This is a genomic window from Pseudomonas sp. 3MA1, assembly GCF_029237275.1.
Taxonomy (GTDB): Bacteria; Pseudomonadota; Gammaproteobacteria; order Pseudomonadales; family Pseudomonadaceae; genus Aquipseudomonas; species Aquipseudomonas fluorescens_AP.
The window spans coordinates 111,763-132,593 of the sequence record NZ_JAACFX010000013.1 but is presented as its reverse complement, the minus strand read 5'-3'; the positions used below and the strand labels follow the sequence as shown (position 1 = coordinate 132,593).

General features: G+C 66.4%; 18 protein-coding genes. 15 read left to right on the top strand and 3 right to left on the bottom strand.

What is annotated here, in order from left to right; translation table 11 throughout:
• Nucleotides 1-144: 144 nt before the first annotated feature.
• From GWQ44_RS27020 to hcnC, 6 genes are all read left to right on the top strand, one after another.
• Nucleotides 145-486, top strand: coding sequence for a hypothetical protein (locus tag GWQ44_RS27020; protein ID WP_275928700.1), 342 nt, complete (start codon nt 145-147; stop codon nt 484-486).
• 39 nt (nt 487-525) lie between these two features.
• Nucleotides 526-912, top strand: coding sequence for a hypothetical protein (locus GWQ44_RS27015; RefSeq protein ID WP_275928699.1), 387 nt, complete (start codon nt 526-528; stop codon nt 910-912).
• A gap of 185 nt (nt 913-1,097) precedes the next feature.
• A complete protein-coding gene (locus tag GWQ44_RS27010) occupies nt 1,098-2,039 on the top strand; it encodes a hypothetical protein (protein ID WP_275928698.1) in 942 nt (313 codons plus the stop codon).
• 396 nt (nt 2,040-2,435) lie between these two features.
• Complete coding sequence (hcnA, locus tag GWQ44_RS27005; protein WP_016967148.1) at nt 2,436-2,753, top strand: cyanide-forming glycine dehydrogenase subunit HcnA; 318 nt, start codon at nt 2,436-2,438, stop codon at nt 2,751-2,753.
• The gene (gene hcnB, locus GWQ44_RS27000; protein ID WP_275928697.1) at nt 2,750-4,159 is read left to right on the top strand and encodes a cyanide-forming glycine dehydrogenase subunit HcnB; all 1,410 of its coding nucleotides are present in this window, start codon (nt 2,750-2,752) and stop codon (nt 4,157-4,159) included. Before hcnA ends, hcnB begins: the two co-directional genes overlap by 4 nt.
• A complete protein-coding gene (gene hcnC, locus GWQ44_RS26995; protein WP_275928696.1) occupies nt 4,152-5,405 on the top strand; it encodes a cyanide-forming glycine dehydrogenase subunit HcnC in 1,254 nt (417 codons plus the stop codon). The genes hcnB and hcnC overlap by 8 nt, the downstream gene beginning before the upstream one ends.
• 131 nt (nt 5,406-5,536) lie before the next feature.
• Here hcnC and GWQ44_RS26990 read toward each other — a convergent pair whose 3' ends face one another.
• Nucleotides 5,537-6,148, bottom strand: coding sequence for a glutathione S-transferase (locus tag GWQ44_RS26990; protein WP_275928695.1), 612 nt, complete (start codon nt 6,146-6,148; stop codon nt 5,537-5,539).
• Between the two features lie 254 nt (nt 6,149-6,402).
• Complete coding sequence (locus GWQ44_RS26985) at nt 6,403-7,626, bottom strand: multidrug effflux MFS transporter (RefSeq protein ID WP_275928694.1); 1,224 nt, start codon at nt 7,624-7,626, stop codon at nt 6,403-6,405.
• Nucleotides 7,627-7,735: 109 nt separating this feature from the next.
• Here GWQ44_RS26985 and GWQ44_RS26980 point away from each other — a divergent pair, with 109 nt between their 5' ends.
• The 3 genes from GWQ44_RS26980 to GWQ44_RS26970 all read left to right on the top strand — a co-directional run bounded on the left by GWQ44_RS26980 (nt 7,736) and on the right by GWQ44_RS26970 (nt 11,257).
• Nucleotides 7,736-9,205, top strand: coding sequence for a PLP-dependent aminotransferase family protein (locus GWQ44_RS26980; protein ID WP_275928693.1), 1,470 nt, complete (start codon nt 7,736-7,738; stop codon nt 9,203-9,205).
• 82 nt (nt 9,206-9,287) lie between these two features.
• Nucleotides 9,288-10,208: a DHH family phosphoesterase gene (locus GWQ44_RS26975; RefSeq protein ID WP_275928692.1), complete on the top strand. Its 921-nt coding sequence runs from the start codon at nt 9,288-9,290 to the stop codon at nt 10,206-10,208.
• A gap of 176 nt (nt 10,209-10,384) precedes the next feature.
• Complete coding sequence (locus GWQ44_RS26970) at nt 10,385-11,257, top strand: patatin-like phospholipase family protein (RefSeq protein WP_275928691.1); 873 nt, start codon at nt 10,385-10,387, stop codon at nt 11,255-11,257.
• On the opposite strand, the gene GWQ44_RS26965 is transcribed toward GWQ44_RS26970, so the two are convergent.
• Nucleotides 11,254-12,174, bottom strand: coding sequence for a MurR/RpiR family transcriptional regulator (locus GWQ44_RS26965; RefSeq protein ID WP_047303925.1), 921 nt, complete (start codon nt 12,172-12,174; stop codon nt 11,254-11,256). The genes GWQ44_RS26970 and GWQ44_RS26965 overlap by 4 nt on opposite strands.
• A 312-nt stretch (nt 12,175-12,486) precedes the next feature.
• Here GWQ44_RS26965 and iolC point away from each other — a divergent pair, with 312 nt between their 5' ends.
• The 6 genes from iolC (at nt 12,487) to iolD (ending at nt 20,815) form a co-directional block, all read left to right on the top strand.
• The gene (iolC, locus tag GWQ44_RS26960; RefSeq protein ID WP_275928690.1) at nt 12,487-14,424 is read left to right on the top strand and encodes a 5-dehydro-2-deoxygluconokinase; all 1,938 of its coding nucleotides are present in this window, start codon (nt 12,487-12,489) and stop codon (nt 14,422-14,424) included.
• Nucleotides 14,425-14,631: 207 nt separating this feature from the next.
• Nucleotides 14,632-15,540, top strand: a complete 909-nt coding sequence (gene iolE / locus GWQ44_RS26955) for a myo-inosose-2 dehydratase (protein ID WP_275928689.1) — start codon at nt 14,632-14,634, stop codon at nt 15,538-15,540.
• Nucleotides 15,537-16,343, top strand: a complete 807-nt coding sequence (iolB, locus tag GWQ44_RS26950; protein WP_047303932.1) for a 5-deoxy-glucuronate isomerase — start codon at nt 15,537-15,539, stop codon at nt 16,341-16,343. Before iolE ends, iolB begins: the two co-directional genes overlap by 4 nt.
• Before the next feature lie 43 nt (nt 16,344-16,386).
• Nucleotides 16,387-17,886 (top strand): CoA-acylating methylmalonate-semialdehyde dehydrogenase, encoded by a 1,500-nt coding sequence (locus GWQ44_RS26945; protein WP_275928688.1) that lies wholly within the window; start codon nt 16,387-16,389, stop codon nt 17,884-17,886.
• Between the two features lie 36 nt (nt 17,887-17,922).
• A complete protein-coding gene (locus GWQ44_RS26940; protein ID WP_275928687.1) occupies nt 17,923-18,744 on the top strand; it encodes a TIM barrel protein in 822 nt (273 codons plus the stop codon).
• Nucleotides 18,745-18,877: 133 nt separating this feature from the next.
• On the top strand, nt 18,878-20,815 hold the full coding sequence (gene iolD / locus GWQ44_RS26935; RefSeq protein WP_275928686.1) for a 3D-(3,5/4)-trihydroxycyclohexane-1,2-dione acylhydrolase (decyclizing): 1,938 nt from the start codon (nt 18,878-18,880) through the stop codon (nt 20,813-20,815).
• Nucleotides 20,816-20,831: the final 16 nt, after the last annotated feature.

Sequence of the window (20,831 nt, the reverse complement as noted above, 5' to 3'; positions counted from 1 at the left end):
GACACAGGCGGGCATTTTGCCAAGAAACCAGCGGCGGGATTCTAAAAAAACTTTCATCTGGCCGGTCGTCTGGTCCGCGCAGTTGGAGTCAGCAGCGTTGAAGCTTGATATCATCCGGCCACTTTTTTGCCAGGAGGCGTCACCATGAGTGCCCTGACTCGGGTCGGCTGGAAGCCCTTTGTCACTGTGTGCCTGATGCTGCTGTGCAGCGCGGCGGCCCAGGCGGCCAATCAACCCTGTTCCGGAAAGAAAGGCGGCATCGACCGCTGCGATGGCGAGCTGTTCCTGTGCAACGACGGCTCCATCAGCGCCTCGAAGAAAAACTGCGCGCTGATGTTCGGCCAGCCAGCCTCCACCCCCCGCGCCGAACCGCTGCTGCGCGACGCCCAGGGCTGCACCTGCGGCAGCGGCAGTTTCTGCACCGGGCCGCGGGGCGGGGTCTACTGCCTGACCCCCAGCGGCAATAAAAGCTACAAGCGGCGTTGAAGCCCCCGATTGAGCTTCTCTGGATCAAGGTGTCATGCAATGAAATACGCATCACGTTTCAAGGGGCTGCTGTGGTTGCTGGTGGGCAGCCTGCTGTTGAGTCTGGCCATGGATCTGGCCTTGCGCCTGCCGGGCTATCTGGAGGCCTATGCCGCCGATCCCCGCTATGCGCGCTGGATGCTGGGGTATCGCGGGCTGGACGTGCTGGTCATCGCGCTGATCGCGGTGATCGTGCCGGGTATCATGCGCCTGCTGGATTTTCGCCGTTCGGCCTGGCTGGCGTTGCCGATCTTTATCTTGTGGGGGCAGGGCATCGCGCCATTGACCCTGGCGGGCCACCTGCTGCTGGCGCTGTGGGGCCTTGGGCTGCTGCTGCACTGGTGCTACACCCGGGGCCGGGAGCTTTACCTGAGCAAGCGTGCCTGAAGGGACCCCGTGCAGAACGCCCGCTACAAAACCCCCAGGTCGGCAAATTGCACGAGCCTGGCCTATGAGTTGATCGCAAGTCATTGAAATACATCGAGTTATAAAGTTCGTGCAACTGGCACGCTGACTGCACTGGTCCCCTGGAGACGTGCAACAGCCTTTTTCATGCCTGGAGCAGAACAACAATGAACAGACCCTCTGAACACCTGCTGGCCACCGCGGACGCTTCGAGTCATCACTCGGGCGTGTCCTGGGCGGCGATCTTCGCCGGCGCCGCGGCGGCCGCTGCCTTGTCCTTGATCCTCTTGCTGCTGGGCTTCGGCCTGGGCTTTTCCGCGGTGTCGCCCTGGGCCGGCAACGGCATCAGCGCCAAGGGCCTGGGAATCTCCAGCATCCTCTGGCTGGCCCTGACGCAGATTCTGGCCGCCGGCCTGGGTGGCTACATCGCCGGACGCCTGCGGGTGAAGTGGGCCAACCTGCACGGCGATGAAGTGTATTTCCGCGACACCGCCCACGGTTTCCTGGCTTGGGCGGTGGCGACCCTGGTCACCGCGACCCTGGTGGTGGGCTCGGTCAGCAGCGTCATTGGCGGTGGTGTGCGGGCCGGGGCCCAGGTTGCTTCCGCGGCCGCCGGCGCCGCCACCCAGGTGGCCGGCCACGCCGCTGCCCAGGGCGCCCCGGACGACTACGGCTATTTCGTCGACAGCCTGTTGCGTGACGATCGCCCGGTGGCGGTCAGTGAGGATGCGGCGCGGGGCACGGTGTCGCGGATCTTCGTGCGCAGCTTGAGCAACGGCGGTCAGCTCCTGCCTGAGGACCGCCGTTACCTGGCGCAAGTGGTGGCCCAGCGCACCAACCTCAGCCAGGCCGAAGCCGAGCAGCGGGTGGACGAGGTGTTCGCCAAGACCCAGCAAGCCGTGAATGAAGCCAAGCAAGCCGCCAGGGAGGCCGCCGACAGCGCCGCCAAGCTGGCCGCCTGGTCGTCCTTGTGGATGTTCATCGCGCTGCTGTGCGGGGCGTTCTTCGCCAGCCTGGCGGCGACCTTCGGTGGCCGTCGCCGGGACGCCGTGATCAGCCTTGAAACCGACCTGCAGCCGCGCACCGTGGCCCCGACCCCCGTTCACTGATCCAGGAGATTTCCCATGCGCTCATTACTGTTGTGGTTCCTTGGTGTGCCGATCCCGGTGATTATCCTGATCGCCCTTTTCGTGCACTAAGCACTCTTGATCCACTTAGCACCCTGGCGACACGGCTTGCCCGTTGTCCATGCGCCGCTGCCGGCTTGTGCCGGCCGCGGCTTTTTTGTGGCTTGTGTCGCAAGTCTGGGAGAGGGGGACAGTGCCGGGATGCGCGCCGGCCTTTTGCTTGGCCCAGATCAATATTCCTGTCGGACAAAAGCACTAGATTGGCCCGCGCTCGGTTCTGACAGAGTTTTCGGAACCGCGGTGTTGCCACGTCCTCGCGCCAGGACTCTGAGCGGCAGGATGCCGGCAACTCCACTCACTTCTCACGGATGAACCGCAATGCGTCAGATAGACCGCAATTTTGATATTCAGCCGCTGCAGCATGCGGACATGACCATCAGCCTCAATGGCCAGCCGGTCACTGCCGCCCTGGGTGAAACAGTTCTCAGCGTGATCCAGGCCACCGGCCTGCGCCAGGTGGCGCGCAACGATCACGGGCAGCTGGTCGGTGCCTACTGCGGCATGGGCGTGTGCCATTGCTGCCTGGTGCAGATCGACGGTCGCCACAAGCGCCGCGCCTGCCAGACCCTGGTCAAGCCCGGGATGCAGGTGCAGACCCTGAGCAACCGCATCGCTGAAACGGAGCCCAGCCTATGAGCCAGAACCCGGTGATCGTCGGCGGTGGGCCGGCGGGCATGGCGGCGGCCATCGAACTGGCCGAGCACGGCGTGCGCAGCACCCTGATCGAAGAAGCCTCGCGCCTGGGCGGGGTGGTCTATCGCGGGCCGCTGCGCGATGGCGTGCAACTGGATTACCTGGGGCCGCGCTACTGCGAAATGCTGGCCAAGCTGCACGGTGATTTTTCCGACCACGAACACATGATCGAGGTGCGCCTCAACAGCCGGGTGATCGGCGCCGAAGGCCAGCACAGCCTGATGCTGCTGGACGCCGACGAGCAGGTGCAGCAGGTCGATTACGCGCAATTGCTCCTGGCCGCCGGTTGCCATGAGCGCAGCGTGCCGTTTCCCGGCTGGACCCTGCCGGGGGTCAAGTTGCTGGGCGGCCTGCAATTGCAGATCAAGAGCGGGGTGGTCAAGCCTCAGGGGCCGGTGGTGATCGCCGGCACCGGGCCGCTGCTGCCACTGGTGGCCTGCCAGCTGCATGCCTCGGGCGTGCGCGTGGCCGGGGTCTTTGAAGCCAGCGCCCTGAGCAAGATCGCCAAGCAGAGCCTGGCCCTGCTGAACAAGCCGCAACTGTTCCTCGACGGCCTGAGCATGCTGGCCTACCTCAAGCTGCATAGCATCAGCCTGCGCTATGGCTGGGGCGTGGTGGAGGCCCAGGGGCAGGACGAACTGAGCGTGGTCACCGTGGCGCCGTACTCCAGCGACTGGCAGCCGGACATGTCCAAGGCCCAGCGCATAGCCGCCCAGACCCTGGCGCTGGGCTACGGTTTCATTCCGCGCACCCAGCTGAGCCAGCAGATGGGCCTGGACCACGGTTTCAGCGACGACGGCTACCTGCGGGCCAACGCCAATGTCTGGCAGCAAAGCAGCGAGCCGCACATCCATCTGGCCGGCGACATGGGCGGGATCCGCGGCGGTGAAGCGGCGATGCTCAGCGGCCGTATCGCCGCGCTGTCGATCCTCATGCAGCGCAACGTCCTGAGCAACGAGGCCGCCCTGCAGCGGCGCGAGGGCTACGAGCGCAAGCTGGCCTCGATCCTGCGCTTTCGCGGTGCGGTGGACCGCTATACCGCGCGTGGCACCGGGCAGATAGAACTGCCCAAGGGCGACACGGTGATCTGCCGTTGCGAACACACCACCCGTAACGATATCGAGCGCGCCCTGGCCCAGGGCGTGCAGGACATGGCCAGCCTGAAAATGCGCACCCGGGTGAGCATGGGCGACTGCCAGGGGCGCATGTGCGTGGGCTATTGCAGCGACCGCCTGCGCCAGGCCACCGGGCGCAAGGACGTGGGCTGGATTCGCCCGCGCTTCCCGCTGGACCCGATTCCGTTTTCCGCCTTTGTCGCACCCGACCAGGAGGTCCCCGAACATGAGTAAGTATTACGACGTGGTGATCGCCGGTGGCGGCGTGATTGGGGCGTCCTGCGCCTACCAGCTGTCCAAGCGCAAAGGCCTCAAGGTGGCGCTGATCGACGCCAAGCGTCCGGGCAACGCCAGCCGCGCCTCGGCCGGCGGCCTGTGGGCCATCGGCGAGTCGGTGGGCCTGGGCTGTGGGGTGATCTTCTTTCGCATGATGTCGGCCAACCGCAAGCGCGAGGCCCAGGGCTCGGCCGTGGTGGTCGACTCCAGCACCCCGCATATCCTGCCGCAGTCGTTCTTCGACTTCGCCCTGCAGTCCAACGAGATCTACCCGCGCCTGCACCGCGAGCTGATCGGCCTGCACGGCATGGATTTCAAGTTCGAACAGACCGGGCTCAAGTTCGTCATCTATGACGACGAGGACCGCCTGTACGCCGAACACATTGTCGGTTGCATCCCGCACCTGTCCGATCAAGTGCGCTGGCTCGACCAGGCGGCCCTGCGCGCCGCCGAACCCAAGGTCAGCCACGAGGCCCAGGGCGCCCTGGAGTTCCTCTGCGATCACCAGGTCAACCCGTTCCGCCTGACCGATGCCTACACCGAAGGGGCGCGGCAGAACGGCGTGGATGTGTACTTCAACACCAACGTCACCGGGGTCTTGCACCAGGGCAACCGGGTCAGCGGGGTGCAGACCGCTGAGGCCGGGCTGTTCCATTGCTCGACCCTGATCAACGCCGCCGGTGCCTGGGCGGCGGAGCTGAGCCTGCAGGCCACCGGGGTGGAGATTCCGGTCAAGCCGGTGAAGGGCCAGATCCTCCTCACCGAACGCATGCCCAAGCTGCTCAATGGCTGCCTGACCACCAGCGACTGCTACATGGCGCAGAAGGACAACGGCGAGATCCTGATTGGCAGCACCACCGAGGACAAGGGCTTCGACGTCAGCACCACCTACCCGGAAATCAACGGCCTGGTGCAGGGCGCGGTGCGCTGCATTCCCGAGCTGGCCCAGGTCAACCTCAAGCGCTGCTGGGCCGGCCTGCGCCCGGGCTCGCCGGACGAGCTGCCGATTCTTGGGCCGATGGACGGGGTCGAGGGTTACCTCAATGCCTGCGGGCACTTCCGCACCGGCATCCTGACCTCGGCGATCACCGGCGTGTTGCTCGACAAACTGGTGAACGAGGAAGCCCTGCCGCTGGACATCACCCCGTTCCTGGCCCGGCGTTTCGCCACCGCCCCGGTGAAGAAACAGCCCGAACCGGCCTGACAGATCCCCACGGGGATCGGTCGGACTGGCGTAGGAGCTGGCTCGCCAGCGAAGGCGGCCTCAAGGGCGCCGCAAGGCTCACGGGCCTGTTCGCCGGCAAGCCGGCTCCTACGGTGAGGGCGGTGTGGAGGTCAGGCGGCGGGGGTGTCGAGGAACACCGGCAGCTGTTCGGCGTATTCGGCAAAACCGCGCACCGCCGGGAATGACTCGGGACCGAACTGGTCCGCCACCATCATCTGGCTGAAGCTCCAGGCCACCGCCAGGCTGATGCCGGCCTGGCTCAGGGTTCCATCCCGGGGCAGGGGCTGTTTCTGCAACTCGCGCTCCAGCTCGGTATAGGCGGCCTGCAATTGGCCGCCGACCCGCTCCAGCCAGGGGCCGTGCTGTTTCTCCGCCGGGCGCAAGTTGCGTTCATAGACGATCTGTACCGACTTCTCACAGGCCGCCAGGGCCAGACCGATCAGGCGCAATTCGTGCAGCCGATGGGGCAGGGCGCTGGGAATCAGGCTGCGCTCCGGGCCGGCCAGGGCCTCCAGGTAGTCGAGGATCAGGCTCGAATCCATCAGCACTTCACCGCCGTCGCAGACCAGGGTCGGGGCCTTGACCACCGGGTTGATGGCCTTGAACTGCTCGAAGGTGCTGAACACCGAGACCGAGTGGTGCTCGAAGGGCAGGCCCAGGCTCTTGAGGCTGATGGCGACGCGGCGCACATAGGGTGAATCGAGCATTCCAATAAGCTTCATCACGTATTTCCTTGTCTTGAACGGCACAACGGATGGGAACGGCGCGGCCAATTTAGCGGTATTGAAGCGGCCTTGCACAGTGCAAGCCTGTAGCCGCTGCCGCAGGCTGCGAACGGCTCCGAAGGAGACGCGGGGCGCTTGAGGGCGCCAGAGGTTCGGCAGGAGGCCGCCAAGCAAGGCCCTGCGGGCCTTTTCGCAGCTTCGCAGGCTCAGCAGCGGCTACAGGCGTGCAGGAAGGCGTTCTGCGCCGACGCCTAGCGCTGCCGTGGTCGCAGGCCCCACCAGACCAGGCTCAGGGCGAGGCTGAACAGGCCGGTCAGGGCCTGCAGCGAGCCGGCCAGGCTGTCCGCCAGCAGGCTGGCGAGCAACCCGCAGCCGGCGGTCAGGGCCATCTGGATAAAGAAGAACAGCCCCGAGGCGCTGCCCGCCACCGCCGCATAGGGTTGCAGGATCGCCAGCTGGCAGGCGGGTATCGCCAGGCCCACCGAGAACATCAGCGCCAGCATCGGCAGGACGATCGCCCACAGGCTGTCGGGCCACAGGCTGCGAGCCAGCAGCAACAGGCCGGCGCCGGCCAGGTTCAACAGGCAGGCCCGGGCTATCAGGCGGTCGGCGCCGTGGCGGGCCCCCAGGCGCTGGAACAGCCGCGAACCCAGCAGGTAGCCGGCGACGGTGGCGGCGAATACCAGGGCGTAGGCCGTGGGTGACAGCCCCAGTTGGCGCTGCAACAGCGCCGACGATTGCAGGATGAAGGGGAAATAGGTGCAGTACAGGCAGCCGATGGCCAGGGAATAACGCATGAAGTAGCGCTCGCCCAGCAGGCGCAGGTACAGGCGTGGCAGGTGTTTGCCAAGCAGGGGGGCGAGCTGCGGCGGACGGGTTTCGGCCAGCCGTTTGTACATCAGCAACCAGGCCGCCGCGGCCACCAGGCTCAGGCACAGAAACAACCCGCGCCAGCCCAGCAGGTGGTCGATCAGGCTGCCCAGTGGCGGCGCCAGCATCGGCGACAGGGCGATGCCCATGGACAGCAGCCCGAGCAGGCGCGGCTGCTCCTCGGGTGCGCAGCGGTCGCGGACCATGACCCGGCCGACCAGGGTGCCGCAGCAACCGCCCAACGCTTGCAGCAGGCGCGCGGCCATCAGCATTTCGACATTGGTGGCGAGCATGCAAGCCAGGCTGGCTACAAGGAACAGCGCGGTGCCCGCCAGCAGCACCGGGCGCCGGCCATAGCGGTCGCACAGCGGCCCGCCCAGCAGCATCGACAGGGCATAGCCGAGCATGTACAGGCTCAGGGTCAGTTGCAGCTGGGCGTCGCTGGCGCCCAGGTCGTCGGCCATGGCCGGCAGCGCCGGCAGGTACAGGTCGATGCTGATCCGCGGCAGGCAGACCACCACCAGCAGCAACAGGGTCCAGAGCCAGGGGGCGAGGGCGGGTTCAATCGCGATGGAACGGGTGGTGGAGGGGGCAACGGGTGGCATGTCAGGCTCGGCGCAAGGGGGGACGGCGCTGAAATTAAGGTCTTTATGGTTTAATGCCGAGCACCGTTTAGAGCGCTTTTGACTGGACCACTATGAGTCGTGGAAAACAATGAGCCGTGGAAAACACCCCGTGCCCCTCGACCTGCCGCTGCCGGAGCGCATGGATGAAACCCTGGGCAAGCAGGACAGCGCCTACGCTGCCTTGCGCCAGGCGATCCTGGAAAAACGCCTGCCGGCCGGCTGCCGCTTGCCCTCGACCCGCACCCTGGCCCAGCGCTGGGGCCTGTCCCGGGGCACCCTGGAGGTGGTTTTTGACCGCCTGCGCAGCGAAGGCTATGTGAGCCGGGCCAGCGGTTCCGGAACCCGGGTCTGCGCCGTGGTGCCGGACCTCTACCTGAGCGCCCCGGCACAGGGGCTAGCGCCCGCCGTCAGTGAGAGCGAGCCGCCGTACCCAGCGCTCAGCGTGCGCGCCGGCCAGCCCTTTGTCGCGCGGCTGGCCGACCCGGCGCTGTTTCCCCTGCAGCGCTGGACCCGTTCCCTGACCCGAGCCCTGGGCAGTGCCACGGCGCAATCGCTGTGCGATGCCGACCCCGCGGGCCTGCCAGCCCTGCGCCAGCAGATCGCCGAGTACCTGGGGCAGCACCGGGGCATCGCCTGCCATGCCGGGCAAGTGATGATCACCACCGGCATCCGCCATGGCCTCGACCTGCTGGCCCGCAGCCTGCTCAAAGCGGGGGACAAGATCTGTATCGAAGACCCCGGCTACCTCTCGGCCCAGAGCCTGTTTGCCCTGGCCGGGGCGCACCTGGTGCCGATCCCGATGGATGACCAGGGCATCGACGTGGCGCAACTGCAAGAGCACCGCGATGCACGCATGGTCTACGTGACCCCGGCCCATCAGGCGCCCCTGGGCATGACCATGCCGGTGTCGCGGCGCCTGGCGCTGCTGGAGTGGGCGCGGCACAGCCAGGCCTGGGTGGTGGAAGACGACTACGACAGCGAGTTCAACTACCAGAGCGCGCCCCTGGCGGCCCTCAAGTCGCTGGATCGGGATGACCGGGTGATCTACTGCGGCAGTTTCAACAAGACCCTGTTCGCCGGTTTGCGGGTGGGCTTCATGCTGCTGCCCGAGGCGCTGCGTGCCCGGCTGCTGGCCACCTTGCAGAACACCGGGCGCTCGGTGGGGGTGATCGAGCAACTGGCCCTGGCCGACTACATCGCCAGCGGCGCCTTCCTGCGCAACCTGCGGGCGGCGCGCCAGGCTTATCAGGAGCGCCGCGACCTGCTGCTGTCGATTCTCGCGCGGGAGGCGCCCGGCTGTTACCGCATCAGTGGCCAGCAGGCCGGGCTGCATCTGCTCCTGGAGCTGCCGCCGGGCAGCGACGAGGCGGGCTTTCGCCAGCGCGCGGCAGAGCAGGGGCTGCTGCTGCAAGGGGTGATTGAACATTGCCAGGACGTGCGCCGGCCACCAGCGGTGATCATCGGCTACGCGGCCCTGAGCCTGGCGCAGATCCGTTTCAGTGGATCGCGGCTGGCGGCGCTGCTGGTGGCCGAGGCGCGGCAGGGGCAAGAACCCTGAGCAGGGGCTGTCATCTGCCTGTCATGTCGCTGGGGCACTCTCGCCGCCCCGGCCCCTGGCCTTTGTGGATTACACGGACGTCATGCTCATTGTCACTTCCGGCGCGGCCTATCTGGATATCGACGCCTACGCCGGCTGCATCGCCTACGCCGAATTGCTCAACCTCAGCGGCCGCCCGGCCCGGGCCCTGAGCAGCGCGCCGCTCAACGAGAGCATTCCCCAGCGTTTCAGGGACACCCTCAAGGGCCTGGACAGCCACGTCCCGGAGGGCGCCGATCAGTTCGTGCTGGTGGACATTTCCAACCACCTGCACCTGGACCCGCTGGTGGACCTCGCGCGGGTGGTGGAGGTCATCGACCATCACCCGGGGTTCGAGGCCTTCTGGGACGAGCGCCTGGGCAAATACGCCGATATCCGCCCGATCGGCGCCGCCTGCACCCAGGTCTATGAGCGCTGGCGCGATTCCGGGCTGCTGCCCAGGATCAGCCGCGACAGCGCGCAATTGCTGGCGGCGGGGATTCTCGACAACACCCTGAACTTCACCGATCAGGGATGCACCGCAGCGGACCGCCAGGCCTATGCCGCCCTGGCCGCCCATGCCGGCCTGGGGCCGCAGTGGCCCGAGGCGTATTTCCAGCAATGCCAGCAACAGATCGAAGCGCAACTGGCGCAAGCACTGCTCAAGGACCTGAAGGTTCTTGAACCTTCCAGCAACCTGCCACGGCGCTTTGCCCAGCTGACCCTGTGGAATGGCGAGGACCTGCTGGCGCGCCAGCGCAGCCTGATCGAGCAGGTGCTGGGGCAGTGGGGCGATGACTGGCTGCTGAACCTGATCAGCCTCAGCGAGGGCAAAAGCTACCTGCTGACCGGCAGCCCGGGCAGTGCCCGCAAGCTTGAGCGGCTGCTGGAGTGCAGCACCCTGGACGGCGTGCATTGCCTGGCCCGGCCGATCCTGCGCAAGGAACTGCTGCGCAAGGGCCTGGCTTTGCAGGCAACGCCCTGAACCGGGCCGAAGCCACCGGCATGGGCGCCACCCAGGGCCTGGCACAGGCCTCGCCCTGACAGCGTTTCGCTGTGTTCCTCTACTGCGGCAAGATCTACCAATAGCGCCGCTGGGGCGAGTTGACGGGCGACTATGCTGAGCTTCTAGAGCGTCGATAACGGCGCGGGAGATCAGCCATGAGTCAGGACACAACCGCGCTGGTGCTTTCCGGAGGCGGCAGTCTCGGGGCGGTCCAGGTCGGCATGTTGCAAGCCCTGGTGGAACTGGGACTGGAATTCGATCTGGTGGTGGGGGCCTCGGTGGGCGCCATCAATGGCGCCTATTTCGCCGCGCGGCCCGATGCCCGGGGCGTGGCCGAGCTGGCGGACTTCTGGCGCGGCCTGCGCAAGGGCGACGTGTTTCCGTTTTCCTGGTTCGACAGTCTGACCGGCCTGCTACGCCATCGCGGCTGCCTGCTGCCGTCCACGGCCCTGTCCCGGCTGGTGCGCCGGGCGTTGCCGGTCAAGCGCATCGAAGACAGCCGGCTGCCCCTGCATATCGTCACCACCAACCTGCTGACCGGCGCCCAGGAAGTGCTCTCCAGTGGCGACACCGAACAGGCGCTGCTGGCCAGCGCGGCGATTCCCCTGGTGTTTCCCTGGGTGCGCATCGGCGACAAGCTGCTGGTGGATGGCGGGGTCGCGAGCAATACGCCGATTGCCGCCGCGGTGGGCCTGGGGGCCACTCGGGTGATTGTCCTGCCCACCGGTTTCGGCTGCGCCTGCCCGGCGCCGCCGTCGGGGATGCTGGCCCTGGCCCTGCACACCCTGAACCTGTTGAGCATGCGCCAGCTGGTGCGCGACATCGAACTCTACGCGTCGCGGGTGGCGATCCATGTGGTCGACCCCCTGTGTCCGCTGGGGGTATCGGTGTTCGACTTCAACCAGACCGAAGCGCTGCTGCAGCGGGCGTACCGCCAGACCCTGGACTGGGTCGAGCAGGGCGGCCTGCAGCGCCGGGGCGTGCCCGATGCCCTGCAGGCCCATAGTCATGGGCCGGCGTCCGGCTAGTCGTCGAAGCCGCCCTGTTCGTGAATCTCGTCCATCTTCAGTTCCAGGCGGTAGGCCACGGCGATAAACAGCGCCTGGCACAGGCACAGGGTGGCGCTCAGTGAGCGGAAGGCGAAGGAGCTGCCTTCATTGACCAGCAGCACGCTGTTGGCGCGCTTGGCCAGGGGCGACAGGGTGCTGTCGGTGATGATCAGGGTCTGGGCCTGGTTGTGCTGGGCGATGCGCAGGCAGTGCTGGGTTTCCTTGGCGTAGGGGGTGAAGCTGATGGCGATCACCAGGTCGTTGGGGCGGATGCTGCGCATCTGCTCGCGGTAGCTGCCGCCCAGGCCCGAGACCAGGTGAATGCGCTTGTTGGTGTGCTGCAGGTTGTACACCAGGTAGTCGGCCACGGCGAAGGAGCGGCGCACCCCGACCACGTAGATGTTGTCGGCATTGACCACCAGCTCCACCGCCTGTTCGAAGGCGGCGTCGTCCAGTTCCAGGCCCAGGCGCTCGATCCCCGACAGGGTGGCATTGATGCATTCGCGCGCCAGGTCGCCGCCGCTGGCCTTCTGCGACTTGTTGGCGATCATGCTGCGGATGCGCTGCTGGTAGTTCTGCACCGGCGTGGCCTTGTGGGTGTAGGCCTGGCGGAACAGCGCCTGCATTTCACTGAAGCCGCTGAAGCCGAAACGCTGGGAGAAACGCACGATGGCCGAAGGATGGACCTCGCACTCCCGGGCGATGTCGCTGATGCGGTCGACCATGATCCGGTCGCTCTGCTGGCTCATGTAGCTGGCGATGCGCTTGAGCTGGCGCGGCAGGCCTTCGTATTCCTCGGTGATCAACTGCAGCAGCCGCTCGGCATTCGCCGGAGGGCTGGCGAGGTCGCGCTCGGGCGTGCTCTCGGACAAGGCCGGCTGATCGGTGCGGGACATAGACAATCCTTCTGGCTTGTACGGGTGGGGCAGGCTGTGGGGCCGTCCCCTGACAATAGGTGGGCAGCCGGCAGTCTACAGGGTAGGGGCCGATAAAATCTTCGGGCCCCTGCCGGCCGCGGCGTTGCTGAAACGATGCAGGGCGTCTGGCTCAGGCTTGAAAAAAGTTTAATGGAAAATATATTCCATGTAAAAAATATATAGAAAAAATATTGATTGAGGCTGGGAGACGTTTTAGTCTGGGCCGACCAAGAGTGCTCGGCACCTGACCACGGCGACGAGCGCAGGCTGATAAAAATAACAGGAGCCAGCATGGGCCAGACTCGTTTTGCCAGTGGGCGTCAATTGGATCTGATTTGCCTCGGACGCCTGGGCGTCGATCTCTACGCGCAGCAGGTCGGGGCGCGGCTGGAGGACGTCGCAAGCTTTGCCAAGTACCTGGGCGGCTCGTCGGCGAACATCGCCTTCGGCACCGCGCGCCTGGGCCTCAGGTCGGCGATGCTGAGCCGGGTCGGCGACGATCACATGGGGCGCTTCCTGGTGGAATCGCTGGCGCGCGAAGGCTGTGACGTCAGCGCGGTCAAGGTCGATCCGCAGCGCCTCACCGCCCTGGTCCTGCTGGGCCTCAAGGACCGCGAAACCTTCCCTTTGGTGTTCTACCGCGAGAACTGCGCGGACATGGCGCTGTGCGCCGCCGACATCGACGAAACCTTTATTGCCTCCAGCAAGGCCCTGCTGATCACTGGCACCCATTTCTCCACCGACGGCGTCTACCGTGCCAGCCTGCAGGCCCTGGACTACGCCGAAAAGCACGGGGTCCGGCGGGTCCTGGACATCGACTACCGGCCGGTGCTCTGGGGCCTGGCGGGCAAGGCCGACGGCGAGACCCGGTTCGTCGCCGACTCGCAGGTCAGCCAGCATGTGCAGAGCATCCTCGGGCGTTTTGACCTGATCGTCGGCACCGAAGAGGAATTCCTGATTGCCGGTGGCAGCGACGACCTGCTGACGGCCCTGCGCACCGTGCGCTCCCTGAGCGCCGCGACCCTGGTGGTCAAGCTCGGCCCGCAGGGCTGCACGGTGATCCACGGCGCGATTCCGCCGCGCCTGGAAGATGCGGCGCTCTACCCCGGCGTGCGCGTGGAAGTGCTCAACGTACTGGGCGCCGGCGATGCCTTTATGTCCGGCTTCCTCAGTGGCTGGCTGGAAGAGGCCAGCGATGAGCGCTGCTGCCAGCTGGCCAACGCCTGCGGCGGCCTGGTGGTGTCGCGCCATGCCTGCGCCCCGGCGATGCCGACCCGGGCCGAACTGGACTACCTGTTCAGCAGCCCGGTGCCGATCACCCGTCCCGACCAGGACCCGGTGCTGCAACGCCTGCATCAGGTCAGCGTGCCGCGCAAGGCCTGGAAGCCACTGTTCGTCTTTGCCTTCGATCATCGTGGGCAACTGGTGGAACTGGCCCAGCAGGGCGGTCGCGAGCTTGCGGCCATTCCCCAGCTCAAGCAGCTCTTTATAGAAGCGGTGCAGCGGGTCGAGGCCGACCTGCGGCGCCGGGGCATCGAGGCCGATGTCGGTCTGCTGGCCGACCAGCGCTTCGGCCAGGACGCGCTGAACGCCGCCACCGGGCGCGGCTGGTGGGTGGCGCGGCCGGTGGAAGTCCAGGGCTCGCGGCCCTTGGCCTTCGAACACGGGCGCTCGGTGGGCAGCAACCTGATCGCCTGGCCCCAGGAGCAGATCATCAAGTGCCTGGTGCAATTTCACCCGGACGACGAGCCCTTGCTGCGCCTGGAACAGGAAGCGCAGATCCGTGGCCTGTACCAGGCGTCCCAGGTCAGCGGGCATGAGTTGCTGCTGGAGATCATCCCGCCCAAGGACCTGCCCGGCGCTCATCCCGAGGTGCTCTACCGCAGCCTCAAGCGCCTGTACAACCTGGGCATCTACCCCGCGTGGTGGAAGATCGAGGCGCAGTCGGCCGAGGAATGGAAAAAGCTCGATGAGCTGATCCAGGAGCGTGATCCGTATTGCCGTGGCGTGGTGCTGCTGGGCCTGAACGCCTCGGCCGAAGCCCTCGCCGAGGGCTTCCGGCAAGCGGCCGCCAGCCGCACCTGCCGGGGGTTTGCCGTGGGCCGGACGATTTTCCAGGAACCCAGCCGAGCGTGGCTGGCGCGGGAGATCGACGACCAAACCCTGATCCGGCAGGTGCAGGGCACCTTCGAACAACTGATCAACGCCTGGCGCAGCGCCCGTGGCTAATCGCCGCCGACTGTGTGGCGAGGGCGCTGGCTCCCGCTGGGGCGCACAGCGGCCCCAACCCGGCCGACCCGTCGCAACAGATACACCGCGCCAGGCGATTTGCGGGGGCTGAGCCCCCGAACGGGAGCAAGCTCCCTCGCCACGGGAAGCCCCTGCCGGCAGGGGCCGTTTTCACCATTGCTTGGAACAACAATAAAAGGTGCAGCCATGCCCGCGATCCGAATTGGCATCAACCCGATCTCCTGGAGCAACGACGACCTGCCGGCCCTGGGCGGTGAAACACCCCTGGACACCGCCCTCAGCGAAGGGCGTGAGATCGGTTACGCAGGCTTTGAACTCAACGGCAAGTTCCCCAAGGACGCCCAGGGCGTGGGCGATGTGTTGCGCCCTTATGAGCTGGCGCTGGTATCGGGCTGGTATTCCGGGCGTCTGGCCCGGCGCTCGGCGGCCGAGGAAATCGACGCCATCGCCAGCCATGTCGAGTTGCTCAAGCACAACGGTGCCTCGGTGCTGGTCTACGGCGAAGTGGCCGACTCGATCCAGGGCTCACCGGTGCGCCTGATCGAGCGCCCGCGCTTCCACAGCGCACAGGCCTGGCAGGACTACGCCGACAAACTCACGGAACTGGCGCGCTTTACCCTGTCCCAGGGCGTGCGCCTGGCCTATCACCACCACATGGGGGCCTACGTCGAGTCCCCGGCGGACATCGACACGCTGATGCGCCTGACGGGGGAGGAAGTCGGCCTGCTGTTCGATTCCGGCCATTGCTACATGGGCGGCGGCGAGCCCCTGGAGGTGCTGCGCAAGCATATCCAGCGGGTCTGCCACGTGCATTTCAAGGACGTGCGCAAGCCGGTGGTGCAACTGGCGCGCAACAACCTGTGGAGCTTTCCGGACTGCATCGTCAACGGCACCTTCACCGTGCCCGGCGATGGCGACCTCGACTTTGCCGCCTTGCTCGATGTGCTGCTGGCCGCTGACTACCAGGGCTGGCTGGTGGTGGAAGCCGAGCAGGACCCGGCCGTGGCGCCGAGCTACGTCTACGCGAAAAAAGGCTACGACACCCTGCGCGGGTTACTGGACGCCACGCTGCCATCGTCGAGGACAGGCCAATGAATCTGTTGGTTAAAAGCGCGACCCAGGGCCGGACCCTGGTTCAACTGCCGGAGGGCGCCCTGGAATACGTGGGGTTCAGTGCCTACCGCCTGAGCCTGGGGGACAGCCTGCCGCTCAGCGCCGGCGACCAGGAGCTGTGCCTGGTGCTGCTCAGCGGCCGCATCGACGTGCAGGGCGAGTCGCCCCAGGGCGCCTTCCAGTGGGACAACCTGGGCGACCGGCAATCGGTGTTCGAAGACAAATCGCCCTTTGCCGTCTATCTGCCGCCGGGCAGTCAGGCCCAGGTCAGCGCCTTGAGCGAGGTGCAGATTGCCCTGTGCGCCGCCCCGGGTGATGCCGCCGCCGGCCTCGGGCCGCGCTTGATCCGCCCGGAACAATGCAAGCGCAGCGTGCGCGGCAAGGGCGCCAACACCCGCTATGTCTGCGACATCCTGCCCGACAGCGAGCCGGCCCATTCGCTGCTGGTGGTGGAGGTGCGCACGCCGTCCGGGCATTCCTCCAGCTACCCGCCGCACAAGCACGACACCGATGACCTGCCGCACCAGAGTTTTCTGGAAGAGACCTATTACCACCAGGTCAACCCGCCCCAGGGCTTTGTCTTCCAGCGGGTCTACACCGACGACCGCAGCATCGACCAGGCCATGGCCGTGGAAAACAGCGACCTGGTGGTGGTGCCCAAGGGCTATCACCCGGTCAGCGTGCCTTACGGCTACGAGTCCTATTACCTGAACGTCATGGCCGGGCCCAAGCGGGTCTGGCAGTTCCATAACGACCCGCAGCACAGCTGGCTGCTGGATCTCTGAAGCCCCGAACCCAGACGGCAACCCTTTACGGAGAACAAGAACAATGAGCGACACCCCGGTAATCGGCCATTACATCGACGCTCAGGAGCGGGCGGCCGGCGAGCGTTTCAGCCCGGTGTTCAACCCGGCCACGGGGGTGGTCCAGGCCCGCGTGGCCCTGGCCAGCCAGCAGACCGTGAATGAAGCCGTGGCGTCGGCACTGAAGGCTTTCCCGGCCTGGTCCGAGCAGTCGGCCCTGCGCCGCGCGCGGGTGATGTTCAAGTTCAAGGAACTGCTGGACCAGCACCACAAGGAGCTGGCGCAGATCATCACCCGCGAGCACGGCAAGGTGCTGTCCGACGCCATGGGCGAAGTGACCCGCGGCATCGAGATCGTCGAGTACGCCTGTGGCGCGCCGAACCTGTTGAAAACCGATTTCAGCGACAACATCGGTGGCGGCATCGATAACTGGAACCTGCGCCAGCCCCTGGGCGTGTGCGCCGGGGTCACGCCGTTCAACTTCCCGGTGATGGTGCCGCTGTGGATGATCCCCATCGCCCTGATCACCGGTAACTGCTTCATCCTCAAACCGTCCGAGCGCGACCCGTCCGCCAGCCTGCTGATGGCGCGCCTGCTGACCGAAGCCGGGTTGCCCGAAGGGGTGTTCAACGTGGTCCAGGGCGACAAGAGCGCCGTGGACGGCTTGCTCCAGCACCCGGACATCGAAGCGATTTCCTTTGTCGGTTCGACGCCGATTGCCCAGTACATCCACCTGCAGGCCAGCGCCCGGGGCAAGCGCGTGCAGGCCCTGGGCGGGGCCAAGAACCACATGATCGTGATGCCCGACGCCGACCTCGACCAGGCCGCCGATGCACTGATCGGCGCGGCCTACGGCTCGGCCGGCGAGCGCTGCATGGCGATCTCCATCGCCGTGGCGGTGGGTGAGGTGGCTGATGAATTGATCGCCAGGCTGCTGCCGCGCATCGACCGGCTCAAGGTCGGCAACGGCTTGCACGGCGACAGCGACATGGGGCCGCTGGTGACCGCCGAGCACCAGGCCCGGGTTGAGGGTTTTATCGATCAGGGCGTGGCCCAGGGTGCGCAGCTGCTGGTGGACGGGCGCGGCTTCAAGGTGCCGGGGGCGGAGCAGGGCTTTTTTGTCGGCGCCACCCTGTTCGATCAGGTCACCCCCGAGATGAGCATCTACCGCGAGGAAATCTTCGGGCCGGTGCTGGGCATTGTGCGGGTGCCCGACTTTGCCAGCGCGGTGCAGTTGATCAACGCCCACGAGTTCGGCAACGGCGTGTCCTGCTTCACCCGCGACGGCGGCGTGGCCCGGGCCTTTGCCCGCAGCATCAAGGTGGGCATGGTCGGCATCAACGTCCCGATCCCGGTGCCCATGGCCTGGCATTCCTTCGGCGGTTGGAAGCGTTCGCTGTTCGGCGACCACCACGCTTATGGCGAGGAGGGCGTGCGCTTCTACAGCCGCTACAAGAGCGTGATGCAGCGCTGGCCCGAGAGCATCGCCAAGGGCCCGGAATTCAGCATGCCGACGGCCCAGTAACTGTCTCGACGCGATGGATTTTGGAGAACAAGAAGAATGAGCCAGCCCCTGCGTTTCGCCCTGAATCGTATGGTTGCACCGCGTTTGTCGCTGCCGGCGTTTTTCGACCTGGCGCGGACGCTGAAGGTCGATGCCATTGAGATCCGCAATGACCTGGCGGGCGTGGAAATCGAGGACGGCACGCCGCCGCAGCGGGTCCGCGAATTGTGCGCGGCCCAGGGCATCAAGGTGTTGTCGATCAACGCCCTGTACCCCTTCGATGTGTGGAACCACGAGCGTCGCCAGCAGGCCCTGAAACTCGCCGCCTATGCCCGTGCCTGCGGGGCCGAGGGGCTGGTGCTGTGCCCGCTCAATGAGCGTGCCGACCCACGCACCGAGGCCCAGCGCAGCAGCGCTTTGCACAGCGCGTTGCGCGAGCTGGCGCCGATCCTGCGGGATCACGGCCTGCTGGGGTTTATCGAGCCCCTGGGCTTCGAAGCATGTTCGCTGCGGCGCAAGCGCACGGCGCTGGAGGCGATCCGTGCCAGCGACGGCCTGGACGTGCTGCGCCTGGTGCACGACACCTTCCACCACCACTTGGCCGGTGAGGAGGAGTACTTCCCCGAGCTGACCGGGCTGGTGCACATCTCCGGGGTCGAGGACCGACAGGCTCCTCTCGACAGCATGCGCGATGGCCATCGGGTGCTGGTGGGCGAGGCGGACATCCTCGGCACTGCGGCGCAGATCGACACATTGTTGAGCGGTGGCTGCCGCGGCTACCTGTCGTTCGAGCCCTTTGCCGAGAGCGTGCACGGGCTGGCGGATATCCGGCAGGCGCTGGAGGCGAGCATGGCCCACCTGCAGCAATCCCTGGCCTGACGCCGCCCTCGCGTAGGAGCCGGCTTGCCGGCGAAGAGGCGCCACAGCGGGGCGCAAGTCTCCAAGGCGCTTTCGCTGGCCAGCCAGCTCCTACGGACGTGTTGGCAGACACATCAACATTAAGGTGCAAACCATGAGTACGACACGCTTGACCATGGCCCAGGCCCTGGTGAAATTCCTCGATAACCAGTACGTCGAGGTGGATGGGGTCCAGAGCAAGTTCATCGCCGGGGTCTTCACCATTTTTGGCCACGGCAACGTGCTCGGCCTGGGCCAGGCCCTGGAGCAGGACAGCGGCGAGCTGCTGGTGCACCAGGGCCGCAACGAGCAAGGCATGGCCCACGCCGCCATCGGTTTTGCCAAGCAGCACCTGCGGCGCAAGATCTACGCCTGCAGCTCCTCGGTGGGCCCCGGTGCGGCCAATATGCTGACCGCGGCGGCCACCGCCAGCGCCAACCGGATTCCCTTGCTGTTGCTGCCGGGGGATGTCTACGCCAGCCGCCAGCCGGACCCGGTGCTGCAACAGATCGAGCAGTTCCATGACCTGAGCATCAGCACCAACGATGCCTTCAAGGCCGTGAGTAAATACTGGGACCGGATCAACCGCCCCGAGCAACTGATGAGCGCGGCGATCCACGCCATGCGCGTGCTCACCGACCCGGCGGAAACCGGCGCCGTGACCCTGGCCTTGCCCCAGGATGTGCAGGGCGAAGCCTACGATTACCCGGACGCCTTTCTCGCCAGGCGCGTGCATCGCATCGACCGCCGCCCGGCCACCGAGGCCATGCTCGGCGATGCCCTGGCGCTGTTTCAGGGCAAGCGCAAGCCGCTGATCATCTGTGGCGGCGGGGTCAAGTATTCCGCGGCCAACCGGGCGTTGCAGGCCTTTGCCGAACGCTTCGGCATCCCCTTCGCGGAAACCCAGGCGGGCAAGAGCGCGGTGGTTTCCGCGCACCCGCTGAACGTCGGCGGGATCGGCGAAACCGGCTGCCTGGCGGCCAACCTGCTGGCCAGGGAGGCCGACCTGATCATTGGCGTCGGCACTCGCTACAGCGATTTCACCACCTCGTCGAAATGGCTGTTCCAGCACCCCGGGGTGCAATTTCTCAACCTCAATGTCTGCCCTGGCGACAGCCTCAAGCTGGAGGGCGTGCAGTTGCTGGCCGATGCCCAGGTCGGCTTGCAGGCCCTCGGCGAAGCCCTGGGCCGCAGCGGCTATCAGGCGGACTGGGGCGGGCAGATCCCTGAGGCCAAGGCCCGGTTGGAGGCCGAGGTGGATCGGCTCTACCAGCTGCAATACCAGGACCAGGACTTCGTGCCGGAGATCAACGACCACATGGACCCGGCGCTGCTGCGCGAATTCATCGAGCTGACCGGCTCCTGCCTGACCCAGAGCCGGGTGCTCGGGCTGCTCAACCAGGCCTTGCCCGAGGACGGCATCATCGTCGCCGCCGCCGGCAGCCTGCCCGGCGACCTGCAGCGCAGCTGGCGCAGCAAGGCGGTCAACAGCTACCACGTGGAATACGGCTATTCGTGCATGGGCTACGAGGTCAACGCGGCCCTGGGGGTCAAGCTCGCCGAGCCGGATCGCGAGGTGTACGCCCTGGTGGGCGACGGCTCCTACCTGATGCTGCATTCGGAGCTGGTCACCTCGATCCAGGAGCGGCGCAAGATCAATGTGCTGCTGCTGGACAACATGGCCTTCGGCTGCATCAACAACCTGCAGATGGGCCACGGCATGGACAGCTTCGGCACCGAGTTCCGCTACCGCAACCCGCAGAGCGGCAAGCTCGACGGTGGCCTGGTGCCGGTGGACTTCGCCATGAGCGCCGCCGCCTACGGCTGCAAGACCTACAAGGTCAGCACTGAGGAGCAACTGCTGGCGGCCCTGGCCGATGCCCGGACCCAGACCGTCTCGACCCTGATCGATATCAAGGTCCTGCCCAAGACCATGATCCACGGCTACCTGTCCTGGTGGCGGGTGGGCGTGGCCCAGGTGTCCACCAGCGAACGCACCAATGCGGCGGCCAAGACCCTTAATCAACGCCTGGCCCAGGCCCGGCAGTACTGATTGCTCTGCAACGCAC

Excerpts from the sequence above, each read along its gene's own strand:
- GWQ44_RS27020 (WP_275928700.1), top strand. The coding sequence starts at position 145 with ATGAGTGCCCTGACTCGGGTCGGCTGGAAGCCCTTTGTCACTGTGTGC.
- GWQ44_RS27015 (WP_275928699.1), top strand. The coding sequence starts at position 526 with ATGAAATACGCATCACGTTTCAAGGGGCTGCTGTGGTTGCTGGTGGGC.
- GWQ44_RS27010 (WP_275928698.1), top strand. The coding sequence starts at position 1,098 with ATGAACAGACCCTCTGAACACCTGCTGGCCACCGCGGACGCTTCGAGT.
- hcnA (WP_016967148.1), top strand. The coding sequence starts at position 2,436 with ATGCGTCAGATAGACCGCAATTTTGATATTCAGCCGCTGCAGCATGCG.
- hcnB (WP_275928697.1), top strand. The coding sequence starts at position 2,750 with ATGAGCCAGAACCCGGTGATCGTCGGCGGTGGGCCGGCGGGCATGGCG.
- hcnC (WP_275928696.1), top strand. The coding sequence starts at position 4,152 with ATGAGTAAGTATTACGACGTGGTGATCGCCGGTGGCGGCGTGATTGGG.
- GWQ44_RS26990 (WP_275928695.1), bottom strand. The coding sequence starts at position 6,148 with ATGAAGCTTATTGGAATGCTCGATTCACCCTATGTGCGCCGCGTCGCC.
- GWQ44_RS26985 (WP_275928694.1), bottom strand. The coding sequence starts at position 7,626 with ATGCCACCCGTTGCCCCCTCCACCACCCGTTCCATCGCGATTGAACCC.
- GWQ44_RS26980 (WP_275928693.1), top strand. The coding sequence starts at position 7,736 with ATGAGCCGTGGAAAACACCCCGTGCCCCTCGACCTGCCGCTGCCGGAG.
- GWQ44_RS26975 (WP_275928692.1), top strand. The coding sequence starts at position 9,288 with ATGCTCATTGTCACTTCCGGCGCGGCCTATCTGGATATCGACGCCTAC.
- GWQ44_RS26970 (WP_275928691.1), top strand. The coding sequence starts at position 10,385 with ATGAGTCAGGACACAACCGCGCTGGTGCTTTCCGGAGGCGGCAGTCTC.
- GWQ44_RS26965 (WP_047303925.1), bottom strand. The coding sequence starts at position 12,174 with ATGTCCCGCACCGATCAGCCGGCCTTGTCCGAGAGCACGCCCGAGCGC.
- iolC (WP_275928690.1), top strand. The coding sequence starts at position 12,487 with ATGGGCCAGACTCGTTTTGCCAGTGGGCGTCAATTGGATCTGATTTGC.
- iolE (WP_275928689.1), top strand. The coding sequence starts at position 14,632 with ATGCCCGCGATCCGAATTGGCATCAACCCGATCTCCTGGAGCAACGAC.
- iolB (WP_047303932.1), top strand. The coding sequence starts at position 15,537 with ATGAATCTGTTGGTTAAAAGCGCGACCCAGGGCCGGACCCTGGTTCAA.
- GWQ44_RS26945 (WP_275928688.1), top strand. The coding sequence starts at position 16,387 with ATGAGCGACACCCCGGTAATCGGCCATTACATCGACGCTCAGGAGCGG.
- GWQ44_RS26940 (WP_275928687.1), top strand. The coding sequence starts at position 17,923 with ATGAGCCAGCCCCTGCGTTTCGCCCTGAATCGTATGGTTGCACCGCGT.
- iolD (WP_275928686.1), top strand. The coding sequence starts at position 18,878 with ATGAGTACGACACGCTTGACCATGGCCCAGGCCCTGGTGAAATTCCTC.